This window comes from Streptomyces sp. NPDC005141, assembly GCF_053599975.1.
This window is the reverse complement of record NZ_JBSFYW010000002.1, coordinates 260,269-276,610: the sequence shown is the minus strand read 5'-3', so window position 1 is coordinate 276,610 and position 16,342 is coordinate 260,269. Positions and strand designations below refer to the sequence as shown.

Annotated in this window: 19 protein-coding genes; 12 read left to right on the top strand and 7 right to left on the bottom strand. The window is 71.7% G+C overall.

Annotated elements, in window-relative coordinates:
• Positions 1 to 2: 2 nt before the first annotated feature.
• The 5 genes from ACWD68_RS02675 to ACWD68_RS02655 are packed head-to-tail and all read left to right on the top strand — an operon-like array spanning position 3 to position 4,616.
• Positions 3 to 1,094, top strand: a complete 1,092-nt coding sequence (locus tag ACWD68_RS02675) for an SDR family oxidoreductase (protein ID WP_451804638.1) — start codon at positions 3 to 5, stop codon at positions 1,092 to 1,094.
• On the top strand, positions 1,091 to 2,035 hold the full coding sequence (locus tag ACWD68_RS02670) for a nucleoside-diphosphate kinase (protein ID WP_451804637.1): 945 nt from the start codon (positions 1,091 to 1,093) through the stop codon (positions 2,033 to 2,035). The genes ACWD68_RS02675 and ACWD68_RS02670 overlap by 4 nt, the downstream gene beginning before the upstream one ends.
• A gap of 10 nt (positions 2,036 to 2,045) precedes the next feature.
• Entirely contained in the window at positions 2,046 to 3,029 is a 984-nt protein-coding gene (locus ACWD68_RS02665; RefSeq protein WP_451804636.1) for a ScbA/BarX family gamma-butyrolactone biosynthesis protein, read from the top strand.
• Between the two features lie 46 nt (positions 3,030 to 3,075).
• Entirely contained in the window at positions 3,076 to 3,975 is a 900-nt protein-coding gene (locus ACWD68_RS02660; protein ID WP_451804635.1) for a hypothetical protein, read from the top strand.
• Positions 3,972 to 4,616 carry a nitroreductase family protein gene (locus ACWD68_RS02655; protein WP_451804634.1) on the top strand — a complete coding sequence of 215 codons (645 nt, stop codon included), beginning with the start codon at positions 3,972 to 3,974 and terminating at the stop codon, positions 4,614 to 4,616. Before ACWD68_RS02660 ends, ACWD68_RS02655 begins: the two co-directional genes overlap by 4 nt.
• Before the next feature lie 89 nt (positions 4,617 to 4,705).
• On the opposite strand, the gene ACWD68_RS02650 is transcribed toward ACWD68_RS02655, so the two are convergent.
• Positions 4,706 to 5,446, bottom strand: coding sequence for a DUF4142 domain-containing protein (locus ACWD68_RS02650; protein ID WP_451804633.1), 741 nt, complete (start codon positions 5,444 to 5,446; stop codon positions 4,706 to 4,708).
• Between the two features lie 353 nt (positions 5,447 to 5,799).
• On the bottom strand, positions 5,800 to 6,219 hold the full coding sequence (locus tag ACWD68_RS02645) for an arsenate reductase ArsC (protein ID WP_451804632.1): 420 nt from the start codon (positions 6,217 to 6,219) through the stop codon (positions 5,800 to 5,802).
• Positions 6,220 to 6,397: 178 nt separating this feature from the next.
• On the opposite strand from ACWD68_RS02645, the gene ACWD68_RS02640 reads away from it, so the two are divergent.
• Together ACWD68_RS02640 and ACWD68_RS02635 are read left to right on the top strand one after the other, a co-directional pair.
• Positions 6,398 to 6,712: an ArsR/SmtB family transcription factor gene (locus tag ACWD68_RS02640; RefSeq protein WP_451804631.1), complete on the top strand. Its 315-nt coding sequence runs from the start codon at positions 6,398 to 6,400 to the stop codon at positions 6,710 to 6,712.
• A gap of 36 nt (positions 6,713 to 6,748) precedes the next feature.
• The gene (locus tag ACWD68_RS02635) at positions 6,749 to 7,540 is read left to right on the top strand and encodes an aquaporin (protein WP_451804630.1); all 792 of its coding nucleotides are present in this window, start codon (positions 6,749 to 6,751) and stop codon (positions 7,538 to 7,540) included.
• Between the two features lie 79 nt (positions 7,541 to 7,619).
• Here ACWD68_RS02635 and ACWD68_RS02630 read toward each other — a convergent pair whose 3' ends face one another.
• Complete coding sequence (locus tag ACWD68_RS02630; protein WP_451804629.1) at positions 7,620 to 7,988, bottom strand: ArsR/SmtB family transcription factor; 369 nt, start codon at positions 7,986 to 7,988, stop codon at positions 7,620 to 7,622.
• A 188-nt stretch (positions 7,989 to 8,176) separates the two neighbouring features.
• Between ACWD68_RS02630 and ACWD68_RS02625 the strand changes: the two genes are divergently transcribed.
• Positions 8,177 to 9,544 carry an NAD(P)-binding domain-containing protein gene (locus tag ACWD68_RS02625; RefSeq protein ID WP_451804628.1) on the top strand — a complete coding sequence of 456 codons (1,368 nt, stop codon included), beginning with the start codon at positions 8,177 to 8,179 and terminating at the stop codon, positions 9,542 to 9,544.
• A gap of 49 nt (positions 9,545 to 9,593) precedes the next feature.
• Entirely contained in the window at positions 9,594 to 10,055 is a 462-nt protein-coding gene (locus ACWD68_RS02620; protein ID WP_451804627.1) for an ArsI/CadI family heavy metal resistance metalloenzyme, read from the top strand.
• A gap of 36 nt (positions 10,056 to 10,091) precedes the next feature.
• Here the strand turns inward: ACWD68_RS02620 and ACWD68_RS02615 are convergent, their stop codons facing one another.
• Both ACWD68_RS02615 and ACWD68_RS02610 read right to left on the bottom strand, forming a co-directional pair.
• Entirely contained in the window at positions 10,092 to 11,237 is a 1,146-nt protein-coding gene (locus ACWD68_RS02615) for an RNA polymerase sigma factor (protein ID WP_451804681.1), read from the bottom strand.
• Positions 11,238 to 11,245: 8 nt separating this feature from the next.
• Positions 11,246 to 11,653: a YciI family protein gene (locus ACWD68_RS02610; protein WP_451804626.1), complete on the bottom strand. Its 408-nt coding sequence runs from the start codon at positions 11,651 to 11,653 to the stop codon at positions 11,246 to 11,248.
• A 212-nt stretch (positions 11,654 to 11,865) separates the two neighbouring features.
• Here ACWD68_RS02610 and ACWD68_RS02605 point away from each other — a divergent pair, with 212 nt between their 5' ends.
• The 3 genes from ACWD68_RS02605 to ACWD68_RS02595 are packed head-to-tail and all read left to right on the top strand — an operon-like array spanning position 11,866 to position 15,379.
• The gene (locus ACWD68_RS02605; protein ID WP_451804625.1) at positions 11,866 to 12,528 is read left to right on the top strand and encodes a TetR/AcrR family transcriptional regulator; all 663 of its coding nucleotides are present in this window, start codon (positions 11,866 to 11,868) and stop codon (positions 12,526 to 12,528) included.
• Complete coding sequence (locus ACWD68_RS02600; RefSeq protein ID WP_451804624.1) at positions 12,525 to 13,883, top strand: MFS transporter; 1,359 nt, start codon at positions 12,525 to 12,527, stop codon at positions 13,881 to 13,883. The genes ACWD68_RS02605 and ACWD68_RS02600 overlap by 4 nt, the downstream gene beginning before the upstream one ends.
• Positions 13,883 to 15,379 (top strand): pyridoxal phosphate-dependent decarboxylase family protein, encoded by a 1,497-nt coding sequence (locus tag ACWD68_RS02595; protein ID WP_451804623.1) that lies wholly within the window; start codon positions 13,883 to 13,885, stop codon positions 15,377 to 15,379. The genes ACWD68_RS02600 and ACWD68_RS02595 overlap by 1 nt, the downstream gene beginning before the upstream one ends.
• Positions 15,380 to 15,532: 153 nt before the next feature.
• Here the strand turns inward: ACWD68_RS02595 and ACWD68_RS02590 are convergent, their stop codons facing one another.
• Together ACWD68_RS02590 and ACWD68_RS02585 are read right to left on the bottom strand one after the other, a co-directional pair.
• Positions 15,533 to 15,871 carry a hypothetical protein gene (locus ACWD68_RS02590; protein ID WP_451804622.1) on the bottom strand — a complete coding sequence of 113 codons (339 nt, stop codon included), beginning with the start codon at positions 15,869 to 15,871 and terminating at the stop codon, positions 15,533 to 15,535.
• Positions 15,872 to 16,153: 282 nt separating this feature from the next.
• On the bottom strand, positions 16,154 to 16,327 hold the full coding sequence (locus ACWD68_RS02585) for a hypothetical protein (protein WP_356757293.1): 174 nt from the start codon (positions 16,325 to 16,327) through the stop codon (positions 16,154 to 16,156).
• Between the last annotated feature and the right edge of the window lie 15 nt (positions 16,328 to 16,342).

Sequence of the window (16,342 nt, the reverse complement as noted above, 5' to 3'; positions counted from 1 at the left end):
CGATGTCCGATCCGATGACCGTACTGGTGACCGGTGCCAGCGGTTTCGTGGGCGCGGAGGTGACCGCCCGGCTCACCGCCGCGGGCCACACCGTCCTGGCGCTGCTCCACAGCAACGGCGACCTCGTCCGCAACAACGGCAGAAGGCTCACCCCCGGCCCGGGCACCCTGACCCGGCTCACCGGCGACATCACCCGCCCCGGCCTCGCCCTGACCGACGCCGACCGGCGGCTCGCCGCGACCGCCGACCGGATCGTGCACTGCGCCGCCATCACCGACTTCGGACTCCCGCAGGACCGGTACGACCGCATCAACGTCGAGGGCACCCGAAACATCCTCGCCCTCGCCCTGGCGGGCCGGACCCCACTGGTGCACGTCAGCACCGCCTATGTCTCCGGGGAACGTGACGGCACCGCCCGCGAGGACGAACTCGATCTCGGCCAACGTCCCGGCAACGGCTACGAGAAGAGCAAACTGGCCGCCGAGACCCTGGTCCGCAAGGCCGCGACGGACGGCCTGCCCGTGACCGTGGTGCGCCCGACCATCGTCACCGGCGCCACCCGCACCGGCCGCGTCCGCGACCTCAAGACCATCTATCCCGTGCTCCGGGTCCTCACCAGGGGCCTGGTGCGTACCGTGCCCGGCCACTACGACGCCGTCCTCGACCTCGTTCCGGTGGACCGCGTCGCCGACCTGGTGACCGAGGCCGCCCTCCGTTTCCAGGACGCCGAGGGCCACACCCTGCACGCCGTCGGCCACGAACTGACCCTGCGGGACATGTCCGACGTCCTCGCCGAGTACCCGTCCTTCCACGTGCCGCGGTTCGTCCCCCCGTCCGCGTTCTCCGCCTCGGCCCTGCCCGACCGTGAACGCCCCTACTACGACCGGGTCGTCTCCCTCTACGACACCTACTTCCGGCGGCGTGTCCACTTCGACGACACACACGCCGCGGCGTTCAGCCGCCGGCCGGCTCCCTCCGGCGGACGGCCCTACCTGCGCCGACTCCTCGACCACTGCCTCGCGACCGGCTACCTCGGCCCGGCCCCGCGCAAGGAGCCGGCCGCCGCCCGACCCGACGGGAGCCCCCACCCATGACCGCCGCCCACCTCGCCGAGCCCCCGCACGGCATACCCGTCTCACCCCTGCTCACGTGCCACCCCGACAAGCGACTGCTGTACGGCGCGGACACCTACTACCAGGAGAGCCACGAACAACTCGCCGCCCTCACCGACGACATCACCGGCTTCGCCCACCGGCACGCCGCGCTGCTGCTGAAGCCGGACGCCGTCGTGGCCCGCAGGCTGGACGCGGCAGTGGACTGGCTGTCCGGGCAGGGCTTCCGGATCGTCGGCGCGGCGGTCACCCGGCTGACCCGCACCATGATCCGCTCCCTGTGGTACTTCCAGTGGAACCTCGCCACCCCCTACCGCAGGCGGCTGGCCGCGCTCTTCCTCGAGGACGCCGACGCCCTCGTCCTGCTCGTCCGCCCCGAACACGACCTGGACATCCCCGCCTCGGTCGAACTCACCCGGCTCAAGGGACCCACGGACCCGGACGCCCGGCGGCCCGGCCAGCTGCGGCATCTCCTCGGCCGCTACAGCTACCTGCTGAACCTGGCCCACACCCCCGACGAACCCGCCGACGTCCTGCGCGAGTTGGCCGTCCACTTCGACGACACCGCACGCGACCGCCTGTTCCGCTCCGCCCTCGCCGACGAGGACCGCACCGCGGACGCCCTGGAGCTGACCGGCCGGCTGTACGCCGCCACCAAGCCCCGGGACCTCGACTTCGACCCCGCCGTCGCACGGCTGCGCGACGCCGTGTCCCGGCACCGGTACGCCGACCCCGCGGCCACCCCGCGCATGCTCCTGGAGACCGCGTGGGAGCAGGAGATCGACCTCGACCCGTGGGACGCCGTCATCGTCGGATCCAAGGTGCTCCCCATGCGGCAGCCCGGCCGCGCGCCCGTACTCGACGGGGCCGACGTGGGCACCTGGCGCCGCCACCTGGACACCGTCCGCGCCACCCCGAACTGAGGAGCGGCCCATGCAGTTCACCCGGATACTCCCCAAGGAACTGGTGCACCGCTCCGCGGCCGCGGAGGTCTTCCTGACCGACGCCGAGCGCCACAGCGAGGACGAGATAAGGCTGGCCGCGCGATTCCCACGCCGCCACGCCTTCTACGACGACACGCTCGGCCCCCGTACCCACCACGACCCCTTCCTGCTGCTGGAGGCGTGCAGGCAGGGCATCTTCGTGGTGGCCCACCGCTACCTCGACGTCCCCCCGGAGCGGAAGTTCCTGCTGCGATCGGTCGAGTTCGCGGTGCCGGACCCGGCGGCCCTCGTCCGCGGCGACCGGCCCACCGAGGCGGTCATCACGACGCGGGTCGAGCACCGGTTCCGTACCCGGACCGGGGTGACCGGCCTGCGGCTGCGCTTCACCCTGACCATCGGCGCACGCGAGGCCCTGCTGGCGCGCATCGACTACTCCTGGATGCCCCCGGAGGACTGGACGCGTCTGCGGGCCGGACAGCGCGGCGCGCTCGGCCTGCCCGATGCGCCCGTCGCACTGCGCGGACCACGCGTCGAACCCGCCCAGGTCGGCCGGCGAGCCCCGGCCAACACGGTCATCTCGCCGCCGCGCGTCGCGAGCGACGGCAGCCACACGGCACACCTGGTCGCCGAGACCACGCACGCGACCCTGTACGACCACTGGGTGGACCATGTGCCCGGCATGCTCGAACTGGAGGCCTTCCGCCAGCTCGCCCTTCCCGCGGCCGTCGCCGCGGGCAGCGTCCGCACCCCCTCGGCCCTGCCGGTCGCCCTGACCGCGCGATTCCGCCGCTTCGCCGAGATGGACCTGCCGCTGGAGTGCAGGACCGCTCCGGTCCTGCCGGGCGCCGACATCGAGTGCGCTCTGCGCCAGTCCGGCGCCGTGGCCGCCGAGGCCCGCGTCAGACTCGCCGACCAGGACACGTCCGGACTGGCGTGTGCCCTCGCGTCGCCGGCGGCCCACGATGCCGCGTGAGCCCCGCCCCGACTCCCCGACCCCACCCCACCGGAGAGCCTTCGCAGTGACCACCGTCGCCGCCCCCCAGGTGCCCGCCAGACTGGGCCGCTTCGTGCTGCGGATGTTCCGGCCGCACATCTACGTCACCTACGGACTGCTGTGGGTCCTCGCCCTGGAGGGTTCGGCGTCGGCCGCGACCGGCACGGCCTGGCGGCCGTCCGGTGCCACCTGGGTGCGGGTCGTCAGCGTCGTGCTGGCGCTGCTGTTCCTGCGGATGCTGGACGAGCAGAAGGACCTCGCCCACGACCGTGTCCACCACCCCGACCGGCCGCTCGTCACCGGCGCGATCACCGCGGCCGAACTGCGCGGCGCGATGGCGGTCATCACCGTCGTGGTGACGGTCCTGAACGCGGCGCGGTCCGCCACGGCCGCCCTGCTGATCCTCGCGGCCCTCGCCTACGGGCTGTTCCTCGCCGTACTGGAACGGCTGTCGCCCGCGGTACGCGACCGGCAGCTGCTCAACCTGGCGGTCACCTACCCGGTGCAGGTGCTGCTCGGTGGCTATGTCTACGGCTCGCTCGTCGCCGCGGGGACCGTCACCGCGGACTGGCGCGGCGCCGCACTGCTCGCCCTGTGCGCCTGTGTCTTCCTGCACTTCGAGTTCGCCCGCAAGACGGCCTGGGAGGCGCCACCCGGTGCCCGCCTGTACTCGGTGGACCTCGGCCCGCGCCGCAGCGCCTGGGTGACCGCGGGCTTCGCGGCCGGGGCGCTCGCCTTCCAGGTCCTGCTGTTCGCTCCGCAGGACCCGCTCCTGCTGCTGCCCTGCCTGGCCGCCGTCCTGCCCGCCCGGGGCTTCCGCCGGTTCCTGGCCGCCGGCCGCGGCGAATGGTCCGTACCGGCTGCCATGGGCTTCGTCGTGATCACCTACCTCGCGCTGGCCGTCGGGGCGGTGCTGCTGCCGTGACCGACGAACCTCCGCTGTCCTGCGAGGAGTTGCTGACCACCACGCGGTGCGTGCGGCGTGGCCTGGATCTGGACCGGGCGGTCGACCCGGAACTGGTCAAGGACTGTCTGCGCGTCGCCCTGCAGGCCCCCAACGGCAACAACCGGCAGAACTGGCGCTGGATCCTGCTCACCGACCCGCGGATTCGCGCGGAGGTCGCCGAGGTGTACCGCGCCGCGTTCCACGACCGCAACGCCGCGAAACCGGAGCCGCGCGCGGAGCCGTCCGAGGCGACGCGGTCCGTGATCACCGACGCCCGCGTGCTGGCCGACCGGCTGCACAAGGTGCCCGTCCTGGTGATCCCGTGTATCGAAGTGGCCGACGGCCGGCTGCCGACTGGCAACCAAGCAGGTCTGTGGGCATCGTTGCTGCCCGCAGCCTGGAACTACGCGCTGGCCGCCCGCAGCCGCGGTCTGGTCACCGCCTGGACAGCGGTCCACCTGGACCGCGAACAGGAGGTCGCCGACCTGCTGGGTCTGCCGCCCACGGTCCGGCAGGGCGCGCTGCTGCCGACGGCCTACCCGCTGCGCGGCACGTTCCGGCCGGGGCCACGGCTGCCGCTCGAGCAGGTCCTGCACCACGACGGCTGGCGGGGCGCCTGAGCCCACGCACGGCCGGCCTGCTGCGCACCCGGTAGCACCGCGGGTGCATACGGCGTTCCTCGCAAGGGAGCCCGTCGGCCCGCGCCGGATCAGCCGACCGTAGGGCTGGGTGTCGGGGAGGCGGTGTTCACGTTCAGGTCGGGCCGCGGGGCGAGGACGAGGACCGGGGAGCCCGGCTGCGGCGGGGGCGGGGTGACCTGGTCCGCGGGGAGCGCCGGCGGGGCGCTCTGCTGGGCGAGGACCTGGCCGAAGTTGATGGTGCCGGTCTTCTCCAGCACGGTGATGTGGTCGAGGACCGTGTCATTGGCGAGGTTCGCGAGCTCGCGGACGAGCGTGTTCTCGGTGGTGGCACGGACCTTGGCGATGGCCGGGAAGATCTGGCCGTGCGTGACACGCATGATGTTGGCGGCCGTCGTGTCGAACTGCTTGCCGGACTGAGCGGCCGAGGTCGCGACGAACTGCTGCTGCTGCGGGGTGGCCTGGTTGGGCAGCGTGATGTTCAGCTCCGGGGCGATCTTGCGGCACAGCTCGTCGAGACGGGCGTGTCCCACGATCAGATGCTTGCCGGCCTCCCGCATCTCCGGCGTCGAGCCCTTCTTCAGCGCGATCTCGCCCAAGGGGTACTCCCACAGTCCGGCCGAGCGGACCTTCACGACGAAGTCGCGGTCGGCCTCGGTGAGTGGGCCCCACTGGGTGTTGGCGATGATGCGGGTGGGGGCGCTGGACGTGTTCTGGACGCCGAGCATGGCGGGGTAGGCGAGTGCGGTGAGCGTCAGGGTCAACGCGCCGCCCACGAAGACCGTTCCTGCCAAGTTGCGTGAGACGGGCATGATGCCTCCTGACGTGACTGTCCGATACGGCAGGAGGTACGGACGAGACGAGTCCGGTGATCATCGCGCTGGTCAAAGAATGCGTGCCGCCATGTGCCGTGTGTCACAGGCGGGGCGGTGTGGCGCGTGGTCGATGCCCCAGGCGGTGCTTGTGCGGCGACGGACGTGCTTCCCGATGGCCGCCCGCGATGGTCGCCCGGACCGAACAGCGGGTCCCGATCGGTACCTTCGACAGTCCGCCACTGCCACTGCCACTGCCACTGCCACTGCCACTGCCACTGCCACCGCCACCGCCACCGCCACCGCCACCGCCGACGGCGATGACTCCGTGTGCGCCGTTGCCCGTTGCGGGATCAGGGCTCCTGTCGAGCGTCGATCTCGGCGATCAGTGCCTCGATACGGGTCTTGATCTCGTCCCGGATGGGGCGGACGGCGTCGACGCCCTTGCCCGCCGGGTCTTCGAGCGCCCAGTCGAGGTACTTCTTGCCGGGGAAGATCGGGCAGGCGTCGCCGCAGCCCATGGTGATGACGTAGTCGGACGCCTGGACGGCCTCGGTGGTGAGGATCTTCGGCTCGGCGTCGGTGATGTCGACGCCGACTTCCCTCATGGCCTCGACGGCGGCGGGGTTGACCTGGTCGCCCGGGATCGAGCCGGCGGAGCGGACCTCGATCCGGTCGCCCGCGAGGTGGTTCAGGAATCCGGCGGCCATCTGTGAGCGCCCGGCGTTGTGGACACAGACGAACAGCACGGAGGCGAACGGGCTGGAGGACATCGGTTCTTCCTTCGTGGGTGATCGAGCGGGTCGCGCGGGGTGTGTGGGAGTGAGGTCAGGTGCCCGGCCCGGGGAACTCCCTGCGGGCGCGGGCGTGGATCTCCGACACCGTTTCGATGCCGGTCCCGAGGGTCGCTCCGGCTGGTATCAGCCTGGAGTGATGTGACAGTATCAGTCCATGATGATGTCAGTCGACGCTGATCTGATGCGGGTTCTCGCCGACCCGCTCCGGCTCCGGATCGTCACCCTGCTCGCCAGGGAAACGCTCTGCAGCACGCACCTGATCGAGGAGACGGGCGCCGGTCAGACCAACCTCTCCAACCATCTGAAGGTGCTGCGCGAGGCAGGGGTCGTGGAGACCGAGCCGTGCGGCCGGTTCACCTACTACCGGCTCAGGCCCGACGTCATCGCCTCCCTCGCGGGCCAGTTCGCCGACCTGGCGGAGACGGCGCGCGCCACCGCCGAGAACAACGTCAAGCGGTCCTGCCCCTGATCTCCGCCCCGCGGAGACCTGCACCGAGGAGTCCTGTTGACCGCCACCGAGGCCACCGAGCACGACCTTGCCGAGCCGGCTTCCACGGCCCCCGCGGGCAACGTGCCGCAGCCCGACCCGGGTGCCACTCCGTCCCAGGCGCCTCCGCTGATGGCCAAGGCGGCCGCCGAACTGGTCGGCACCGCGGCCCTGGTCGCGATCGTGGTCGGCTCCGGCATCCAGGCGACCGGGCTGACGAAGGACGTCGGCCTGCAACTGCTGGCCAACTCCACCGCCACCGTCTTCGGTCTCGGTGTCCTGATCACCCTGTTCGGCCCGGTCTCCGGCGCGCACTTCAACCCGGCGGTCACTCTGGCCGAGTGGTGGACCGCCCGCCGCGGCGGAGCGGGAGTCACCCTGCGCGAGACGGCTGCCTACGTACCCGCTCAGATCGTCGGTGCGATCGCGGGCGCCGTCCTGGCCGACGCCATGTTCGGCGAGCCGCTGGTGAAATGGTCCACCCACGACCGCTCGGCGGGCCATCTGCTGCTGGGTGAGGTCGTCGCGACGGCCGGGCTGATCGTGCTGATCTTCGGGCTGGCCCGCACCGACCGGCTGCGCTTCGCGCCCGTGGCGGTCGCCTCGTACATCGGCGCCGCCTACTGGTTCACGTCATCGACGTCCTTCGCCAACCCGGCGGTGACGATCGGCCGCGCGTTCACGGACTCCTTCGCCGGCATCGCGCCCGGCTCGGTCCCCGGGTTCATCGGCGTGCAGCTCCTCGGCGCCGTGGTGGGGCTGGTGCTGGTGGCGCTCATCTTCATGCCCGGCCGGAGTGAGGCCGAGTAGCCCGTCGCGCGACGCGCCGTGGATCGGCGCCGCTGTCGGACTGGCCGCGTCGAACCGGCGGGCCGATGGGGTCATTGGGTCATCCCCAAGTCGCGAGCATCTGCCCCATCGCGGCCAGCACCGCGGGCTCGACGCGGTAGTAGACCCAAGTCCCGCGTCGCTCGGAGGTCAGCAACCCGGCCTCCTTGAGCTTCTTCAGGTGGTGGGACACGGTCGGCTGAGACACGCCCACGTCGGAGATGTCGCACACGCACGCCTCGCCGCCCTCGTGCGAGGCGACCAGTGAGAAGAGGCGCAGCCGGACAGGGTCACCGAGCGCCTTGAACATCGCGGCCGTCCGCTCCGCCTCCGCCGCTGTCAGAGGCCGCTCGGTCAGCGGGGGGCAGCACGGAGCCTCGGCGACGGGCGCCTCCGGCTCCAGCAGCCGCAACACCTTCATGTTCGACATGCGTCTATGTTGACACATGTCGAACCAGGGCGGCTGGTGCGTGCGAAGCGCGGTCGGATCCCGGTCGGATCCCGGGCGGACCTCGAGGTGCCGATGAATTCGACGTCTGTCTATGTTGACGCTCATCGAATCAGGTGTCATTCTTTCTGTGTAAGACATCGACGAACGTCGAAGCAAAAGGGGATCCCGTGAACGCGCCCACCACCGACCACCTGCCCGTCGTGGTCATCGGAGCCGGCCCGATCGGCCTGGCCGCCGCCGCGCACCTCGTCGCGCGCGGCATCGAACCGCTGGTCCTGGAAGCGGGACCGTCAGCGGGAAGCGCTGTACGCGAGTGGTCGCACGTGCGGCTGTTCTCCCCTTGGGGCGAGGTCGTCGACTCCGCCGCCGAGAAGCTCCTCGCCCCGACGGGATGGGTCCGCCCCGACGGCGCCACCTGTCCGACCGGCGGCGACTGGGTCGGGCGGTACCTCCAGCCGCTCGCCGGCATCCTCGGCGACAGGGTCCGCTACGACATCACGGTGACCGGGGTCGCCAGGCAGGGCCGCGACCGGATCGTCGACGCGGGCCGTGACGAGCAGCCCTTCGCCGTGCACGTCCGTCATGCGGACGGCCGTGAAGAGCTGATCACCGCCGACGCGGTCATCGACGCGTCCGGCACCTGGTCCGTGCCCGGCCCCGTCGGAGCGGACGGCCTGCCCGCTCTAGGCGAGAGGGCCGCCGCCGAACGCATCACCTATCGCGTCCCCGATCTGAAGAACACTGAGGTCCGCGCCCGTTACGCGGGGAAGCGCATCGCCGTGGTCGGCTCGGGGGCCTCGGCCTTCACGGTCCTCGCCCACCTCGCCGACCTGGCGAAGGAGGAGGCGGGCACTCACGCGGTGTGGATCCTGCGACGCGGGATCACCGGCTCGACGTACGGGGGAGGGGAAGCCGACCAACTGCCCACCCGCGGCGCGCTCGGCCTGAGTGCCAGGGCCGCCGTCGAGGACGGTCACGCGTCTGCCGCGACCGGCTTCCGCACCGAGGGGGTCGAGCGCGACGCCAACGGTCGGCTGGTGCTGGTCGCGGAGGACGGCCGCCGTCTCGACCCGGTCGACGAGGTCATCGTCCTCACCGGTTTCCGCCCCGACCTGTCCTTCCTGTCCGAGCTCCGTCTCGGCCTGGACGAGCGTCTCCAGGCCCCGGCCGCGCTGGCCCCGCTGATCGACCCCAATGTGCACTCCTGCGGAACGGTCTATCCGCACGGCGTGAACGAGCTGTCCCACCCGGAGAAGGGCGTCTACCTGGTCGGCATGAAATCCTACGGCCGCGCGCCGACCTTCCTGGCGATGACCGGCTACGAGCAGGTGCGCTCGGTCGTCGCGGCGATCGCGGGTGACCAAGAGGCCGCCGATCGGGTCGAGTTGACGCTGCCGGAGACCGGGGTCTGCGGCGGCGCCGGCCTGTTCGACGAACCGGATACCACGCAGAACAGCGACGGCGGTGGTTGCTGCGCGGCCCCGGCCACTCTCCAGATCGGCGGTGGGGCCGAGGCCCCTTCCGGCGGTTGCTGACCCACCCCTGCCGACCACCACTCCATTCATCACCAGCAGGAGGCTCGCCATGTCCCGCGTCCAGCTCGCCCTCCGCGTCCCCGACCTCGCCGCGTCCATCGCCTTCTACACGAAGCTGTTCGGCACGGAGCCCGCCAAACTCCGCGACGGGTACGCCAACTTCGCCATCGCCGAGCCCCCGCTCAAGCTCGTCCTCATCGAAGGCACCGCGGGAGAGGACACCCGTATGGACCACCTCGGCGTCGAGGTCGAGACGACCGAGGCGGTGCACGCGGCCACCCTCCGGCTCGCCGAAACCGGGCTGGCCACCGTCGAAGAGAACGACACCACCTGCTGTTACGCCCTCCAGGACAAGGTCTGGGTCCACGGCCCAGGACAGGAACCCTGGGAGGTCTACGTCGTGAAGGCCGACGCGGGCACCCTGGCCAAGCAGCGGGGCAGCACCTGCTGCACCGGGCAGGTCGATGACGCCCCGGGCGAGACGGCCGCCTCAGCGGCAAGCTGCTGCTGAGCGCTGAGCGCTCTCTCCTGACCCCTGACGAACCGGTCAGTGAGGCCGGCGGGCGTTGAGCCGGGCGGCCTGGCGCGTCAGGTGGTCGCGCTCGGCGAGGTTGGGTGCCTTTCGGGCCGCCTCGGCGTACAGCCGTGCCGCCGTCGCCAGGTCACCGTCGCGCTCGTGGAGGTACGCCGCCACCGCGGTGTGGCGGGGCAGTGAGTCCTTCAGCGCCGCGAGCGCCGCCAGGCCGGCGCGCGGTCCGTCGGCCTCGCCGACGGCCACCGCGCGGTTGAGCCGGACGACCGGGCTGTCGGTCAGGCGCGTGAGTTCGTCGTACCACTCGACGATCTGCACCCAGTCGGTCTCCCCGGCGGTGGGCGCGTCGGCGTGGAGTGCCGCGATGGCGGCCTGGGCCTGGAACTCGCCCAGCCGGTCGCGGGCGAGGGCCGCCTGAAGGATGGTGACGCCCTCGGCGATCCCTCCGGTGTCCCACCGGCCGCGGTCCTGCTCGGCCAGCGACACCAGGCTGCCGTCCGGCGCGGTCCGGGCGGCACGCCGGGCGTGGTGGAGCAGCATGAGGGCGAGCAGGCCCGCCACCTCGGGGTGGTCGATCGCGCCCGCGAGCTGACGGGTGAGCCGAATGGCCTCGGCGGCGAGGTCGACATCCCCGGAGTAGCCCTCGTTGAAGACCAGGTAGAGGACGCGCAGCACGGTCGCGACGTCGCAGGGCTGGTCGAAGCGCACACCGGACACGGTGCGCTTGGCCCGGCTGATGCGCTGCGCCATGGTCGCCTCGGGCACCAGGTAGGCCTGGGCGATCTGGCGGGTGGTGAGCCCGCCCACGGCGCGCAGTGTGAGCGCGACCGCGGACGACGGCGTCAACGACGGGTGGGCGCACAGGAAGTAGAGCTGAAGCGTGTCGTCCGCCGATGGTGCGGGGCCGGGAACCGGCTCCTCCTCGACCAGGTCCTCACGCCTGCGGCGGGCGGTGTCCGCCCGCGTCGCGTCCAGGAACCGCCGCCAGGCCACCGTGACCAGCCAGCCCTTCGCATCCCGCGGCGGATCGGCCGGCCAGACGCGGACCGCCTCGACCAGCGCGTCCTGTACGGCGTCCTCGGCCGCCGCGAAGTCTGCTCCGCGGCGGACGAGGATCCCGAGCACACTCGGCGTGAGGCTTCTCAGCAGGACCTCGTTCACCTCGCGGGTCACTCCGTGACGGTGGGCTGCACGCCAAGGAACGGGCGCAGCTCCAGCCACTCGTGGATCGGCTTGCCGCCGGCCCCGGGGGCGGCCGACAGTTCCCCGGCCAGCTCCACGGCGCGCTCGTAGTTGTCGACGTCGATCACCATCCAGCCGGCGATGAGGTCCTTGGTCTCGGCGAACGGTCCGTCGGTGACCGGGGGGCGCCCCTCACCGTCGTAGCGGACCCACGCTCCCTCGGGGGCGAGCGCCTGACCGTCGACGAACTCGCCTGTCTTCTCCAGCCGGGCCGCGAAGTCGTTCATGTACTGCACATGCGCCGAGATCTCCTCCGGGCTCCACTGATCCATCGGCACGTCGTTGGCCGGAGCCGGGGCGCCGCGGTAGTGCTTGAGCAGCAGGTACTTGGCCATGGTGTTTCTCCTCGGTGCTGGTGCGCCCCATTGTGGTCGCGTTCACCCCGGGGACGGAGCCGGACGCGGGTTCTCGACATCACCGCCCGACTTTTTTTGCCGCATCCGACTTTCTGCCTCTCGGGGCCCTCGCGGAGAGGCAGGACGAGGCCATCGAAATCCTCTCCATCAATCGATTGATCGGGGGTCTCCAGCGGCGTAGTCTCCCCGCCATGTCAGACTCGCCGCCCGCCTCGCCGGCCCCCGACCCACCGCCCGCCGATGCCAGTCGTGAACGCATCATCGCGGCCGCCACCTCCCTCTTCGCCGACAACGGCTACGACGGGACCAGCACCCGCCGGATCGCCGCCGAGGCGGGCCTGAACATGGCCACCGTCGCCTACCACGTCGGCGGGAAGCCGGATCTCTACCGCGAGGTCATGCTCCGCGCCCACCTCGCCGAGCAGCGGGTGCTGACGGACGCGCTGGTCGCGTTCCGGGCGCTCGCGCCCACCGATCCGGTCGCGGCCGTCACCGGCCTGGTCGACCGGTACCTCGACTTCTGTCTCGACCAGCCACACATCCCTGCCCTGTGGATGCGCCGCTGGCTCTCGGACGCCGCCGAGTTCGCGGATCTGGAGGCCACCTACGCGCGACCGCTGATCGAGTCCGTCCGTGACACGGTGCGCGAGGTCGTCCCGGCCGCACTGCCGGCCGGGACCGCCGCGCCCGCCGACGTCGAGATGACCGTCTGGACGGTGCTCTGGAGCACCCACGGTTTCTGCCGTTCGGGCATCCGCGCCGAGGTCCCGCGCTTCCGCGCGCACCTGCGTGCCCTCGTCTTGCGAGATCTCGGGCTCGGTGCCCGGGAAGCACGCGACCAGGGGCACGGATGACGACCGCCGTGCTCCCCGCGAGCCCCGCCGCCGAACTCACCCGCCGCCGCCTCTTCGTCTACGGCCTCGGCTCGGTCGGCACCGGCGTGTTCTCCACCGTCCCCGGCCTGCTGCTCCTCTACTTCATGACCGACGCGCTGGGCGTCCCCGCCGGTGTCGCCGGACTCGTGGTCACGCTGCCCAAGGCCTGGGACGCCGTGTTCAACCCGTTGGTCGGTGCCGCCAGCGACCGTGAGGCCGTCCGCACCGGCCGACGTACGCGGCTGCTCGTCGCGGGAGCGCTCGCCCTGCCGGCCGCGTTCGCGGCGATGTTCCTGTCACCGATGACCGGCACCGGTGCGGTCGTCTGGGTGACCGTCACCTTCGTACTGGCCGCGAGCGCCTTCTCGCTGTTCCAGGTTCCGTACGTCGCCCTGCCGGCCGAGATGTCGTCCGTCCCGGCCGTCCGCACCCGGATCATGGTCTGGCGGATCGTCTTCCTGACCCTGGGCATCCTCGTCGCGGGCGGCGCGGCCCCCGCCCTGGTCGGCGTCGCAGGCGGCGGCCGGTCAGGATACGGAGCGATGGGGCTGACCGTGGGCCTGGTCATCACGGCCGTCCTGCTGGTGCCCGCCCTCGGTACCCGCTGGGTGCGCTCACATCCCGGACGCGAACCCCTCGGCCTGGTCGCGGCCTTCCGGACCGCACGCGGCAATCGGGCGTTCTTCGCGTTGCTGGCCTCCTTCGTGCTGCAGGCCGCCGCCGTCGCGATCATGCTCGCCGCGGCACCCTACGTCGCCACCTACCGCCTCGGTGGCTACGGCCTGACCTCGGTCCTGTTCGTCTGCCTGGTCGCACCGAGCGCGATCGCCGTTCCCCTGTGGGCCAAAGCCGCCGGACGCTGGGGGCGGCTGCGCTGTCTCACGGTCGCGACCTGCGGCTACGCCGTAGGCGCCGCGGCCCTCTTCCCGGCTGCCGGAAACGGCACCGCCGCGGTCGTCGCGACGCTCGCGCTCTGCGGGCTGCTCGGCATCTGCTACGCGGCCCTGCAGGTCCTGCCGCTCGCCCTGCTGCCCGACACGGTGCACGCCGACATGGCCAGGACCGGCCAGGTCCAGTCGGGCGCGTTCACCGGGCTGTGGACGGCCGGCGAGACCGTCGGCCTCGCGGCCGGCCCCGGCGCGTACTCGATAGCTCTGGCCGCGACCGGCTTCGTCTCCTCGACCCTGGACCATCCCGTCGCTCAGACCGCCGCCGCACGAACCGGCATCCTGCTGGGCTTCAGCCTGGTCCCCGCCCTGCTCATGCTGCTCTCCCTGCCCGCCCTGCGCGCCTACGGCCGCCGCCGCGACCGGCAAGAAACGGAATCCATCTGATGACGACTCCTCAGCGGGCCCCCGCCCGGGCCGCCCACCCCGGTCTGCCCGAGAGCGGCCGCACCGGTACCGACCTCCTCGCCGAACTCGCCGTCCTCACCGCCGGAGACCTGCCGACCCGAGGCGGGCACACCACCGCCTACGTCTACGACAGCGGCCGTCCCGAAGTGCGCGAAGCCGCCGAGCGGGCCTATCTGTCCATGATGGAGGTCAACGGCCTGGACCCGACCGCGTTCCCCAGCATCGTCGCCCTGGAACGCCAGGTCGTCGGCGCGACCGCCGCCCGACTCGGCGGCGACGACACCACCCCGGGCATCTTCACCAGCGGCGGAACCGAGTCGATCATCCTGGCGGTGAAGGCCGCCCGGGACGCCCGCCCGGACATCCCCGCCCCGGAGATCGTCGTCCCCGTGACCGCCCACGCCGCCTTCCACAAGGCCGGCAGCTACCTGCGGGTCACGGTGCGCAGCGCACCGGTGGACCCGGTGACCTACCGGGCCGACCCCGCAGCCGTGGCGGCGCTCTGCAACGAGAACACCGTTCTTGTCGTCGCCTCCGCCCCGTCCTATGCCCACGGCGTCATCGACCCGGTCGCCGAGATAGCCGCCGACGCCGCCGCCCGCGGCATCCCCTGCCATGTCGACGCCTGCGTCGGCGGCTGGCTGCTGCCCTGGCTCGCCGAGGCCGGCGCGCCCGTCCCGGCCTTCGACCTCTCCGTCCCCGGCGTCACGTCCCTCTCCTGCGACCTGCACAAGTTCGGGTACGCCCCCAAGGGCGCCTCCGTGCTGCTGTTCCGCGACGAGGCCCTGCGCCTGAACTCCTACTACGCCTGCGCCACCTGGCCCGGCTACACCGTCGTCAACTCCACCATCCAGAGCAGCAAGGGCGCCGGCCCCCTTGCCGGGGCGTGGGCCACGCTGCAGGCCCTCGGCGCCGACGGCTACCGCGAACTCGGCCGCGCCGCCCTGTCCGCGACCCGCAGACTGATCAGCGGCGTCGAGGCCATCGACGGCCTCACCGTCCTCGGCACCCCCGAAGCCACCCTCGTCGCCATCGGTACCGATCCGACCGCCGACACCCCGCTCGACCTCTTCGCCCTCGCCGACGAGACCCGCGCCCGGGGCTTCTTCCTCCAGCCCCAGCTCACCCTCGACGGCCTCCCGGCCAACCTGCACCTGACCCTCACCGGGGTCAGCGAGCACGGCGTCGAGAATCTGCTCGCGGTCCTGCGCGAATGCGTCGACATCGTCCGTCCGCTCGGCCCTCCGACGCCCCCCGCGGACATCGTCGACCTGCTCCAGCAGGTGGACCTGACCGAACTCGACAACGCGTCCTTCGCGGCACTGCTCCCCGCTGCGGGCGTCGACCTGACCGGCGACAACGCGGCCCGCATGGCCCCGGTCAACCGCCTCCTGGACGCACTCCCGGCGGCGACCCGCGAGGTCATCGTCACCCGCTTCCTGTCCGCGCTCTACAGCCCGTACCTGGGCGGGTGAGGACAACTCCGGTCACGCGGCGCCGGTTCCGGCCGACGAGCCGTGAGGGGTACGACGGTCATGGCCGGGTGCGGGAGAGCGCGGACCCGGCCATGAGCGCTCTGATCCCTCTGCGTTCGAGGCGCCGGCGGCCCTGATTCCGGCACTGCCTGATCATGAGGACCAGATCGGGTCGTCCGGTGCCGGTCGCCCGGAGAAGCGCCGAAGTGGATCCCCGGCGAGCGAGAGCCGGTGCCGCGCGGTGACGATGAAGCCGTTCTGCGCCGCTTCCACGCGCGCACGAAGGGCGAACCAGTTCTCCTCGGGGCGCAGGCCTCGTTTGACCATGGTGTGAAGACGCCATATCTGCTCGTCCAGGGCGTGTGCGGCTTCCGCGATGTCCTGGTCGGCGACGAGGTTGACCATGCTCAGCGCCTCGTTCCACGGCCGCCAGTCGATGGTCGTAGGGATGACGACACCGTGAGGAACGGAGTCCGAGCGACTGGACTCCATCTCGCTGAGACCCACGAGTACGCCCGATGACTCACGGAGTACGCGTGCGCAGGTCGACGTCACTTGGTCCCGGACCCAGTGCCTGTCCTGTGCTCTCCTGCTGACCGTACTACCCGCGAAGACTCCGATCAGCGTCGTCGCGACCGCTCCGACAGGGGCGGCAAGCAAGCTCCACAGGGCAGACATGGATTCAGTCTGAAGCGATGAAGCTCTGTCCGGGTTCGAATTCCCGACGATGCCCTGAAGCCTCCGAGGCCGGGCCGACGGCCGGGACGGTCGGGCTCACCGGGCCATGCGATGCTTTCGGCCGCCGCGACGGAAGCGCATGCCGGCGTAGGCGAGATCGGCGAGCAGGACGAGGCAGCCGATGATCAGCAGGTAGAACAGTCCGTGCGCGGCGAACCCGATGATGCCCAGGACGAGGGCTACAAGGAGCAGGAACAGAAACAGGCTCATCGGTTCTCCAGGCGG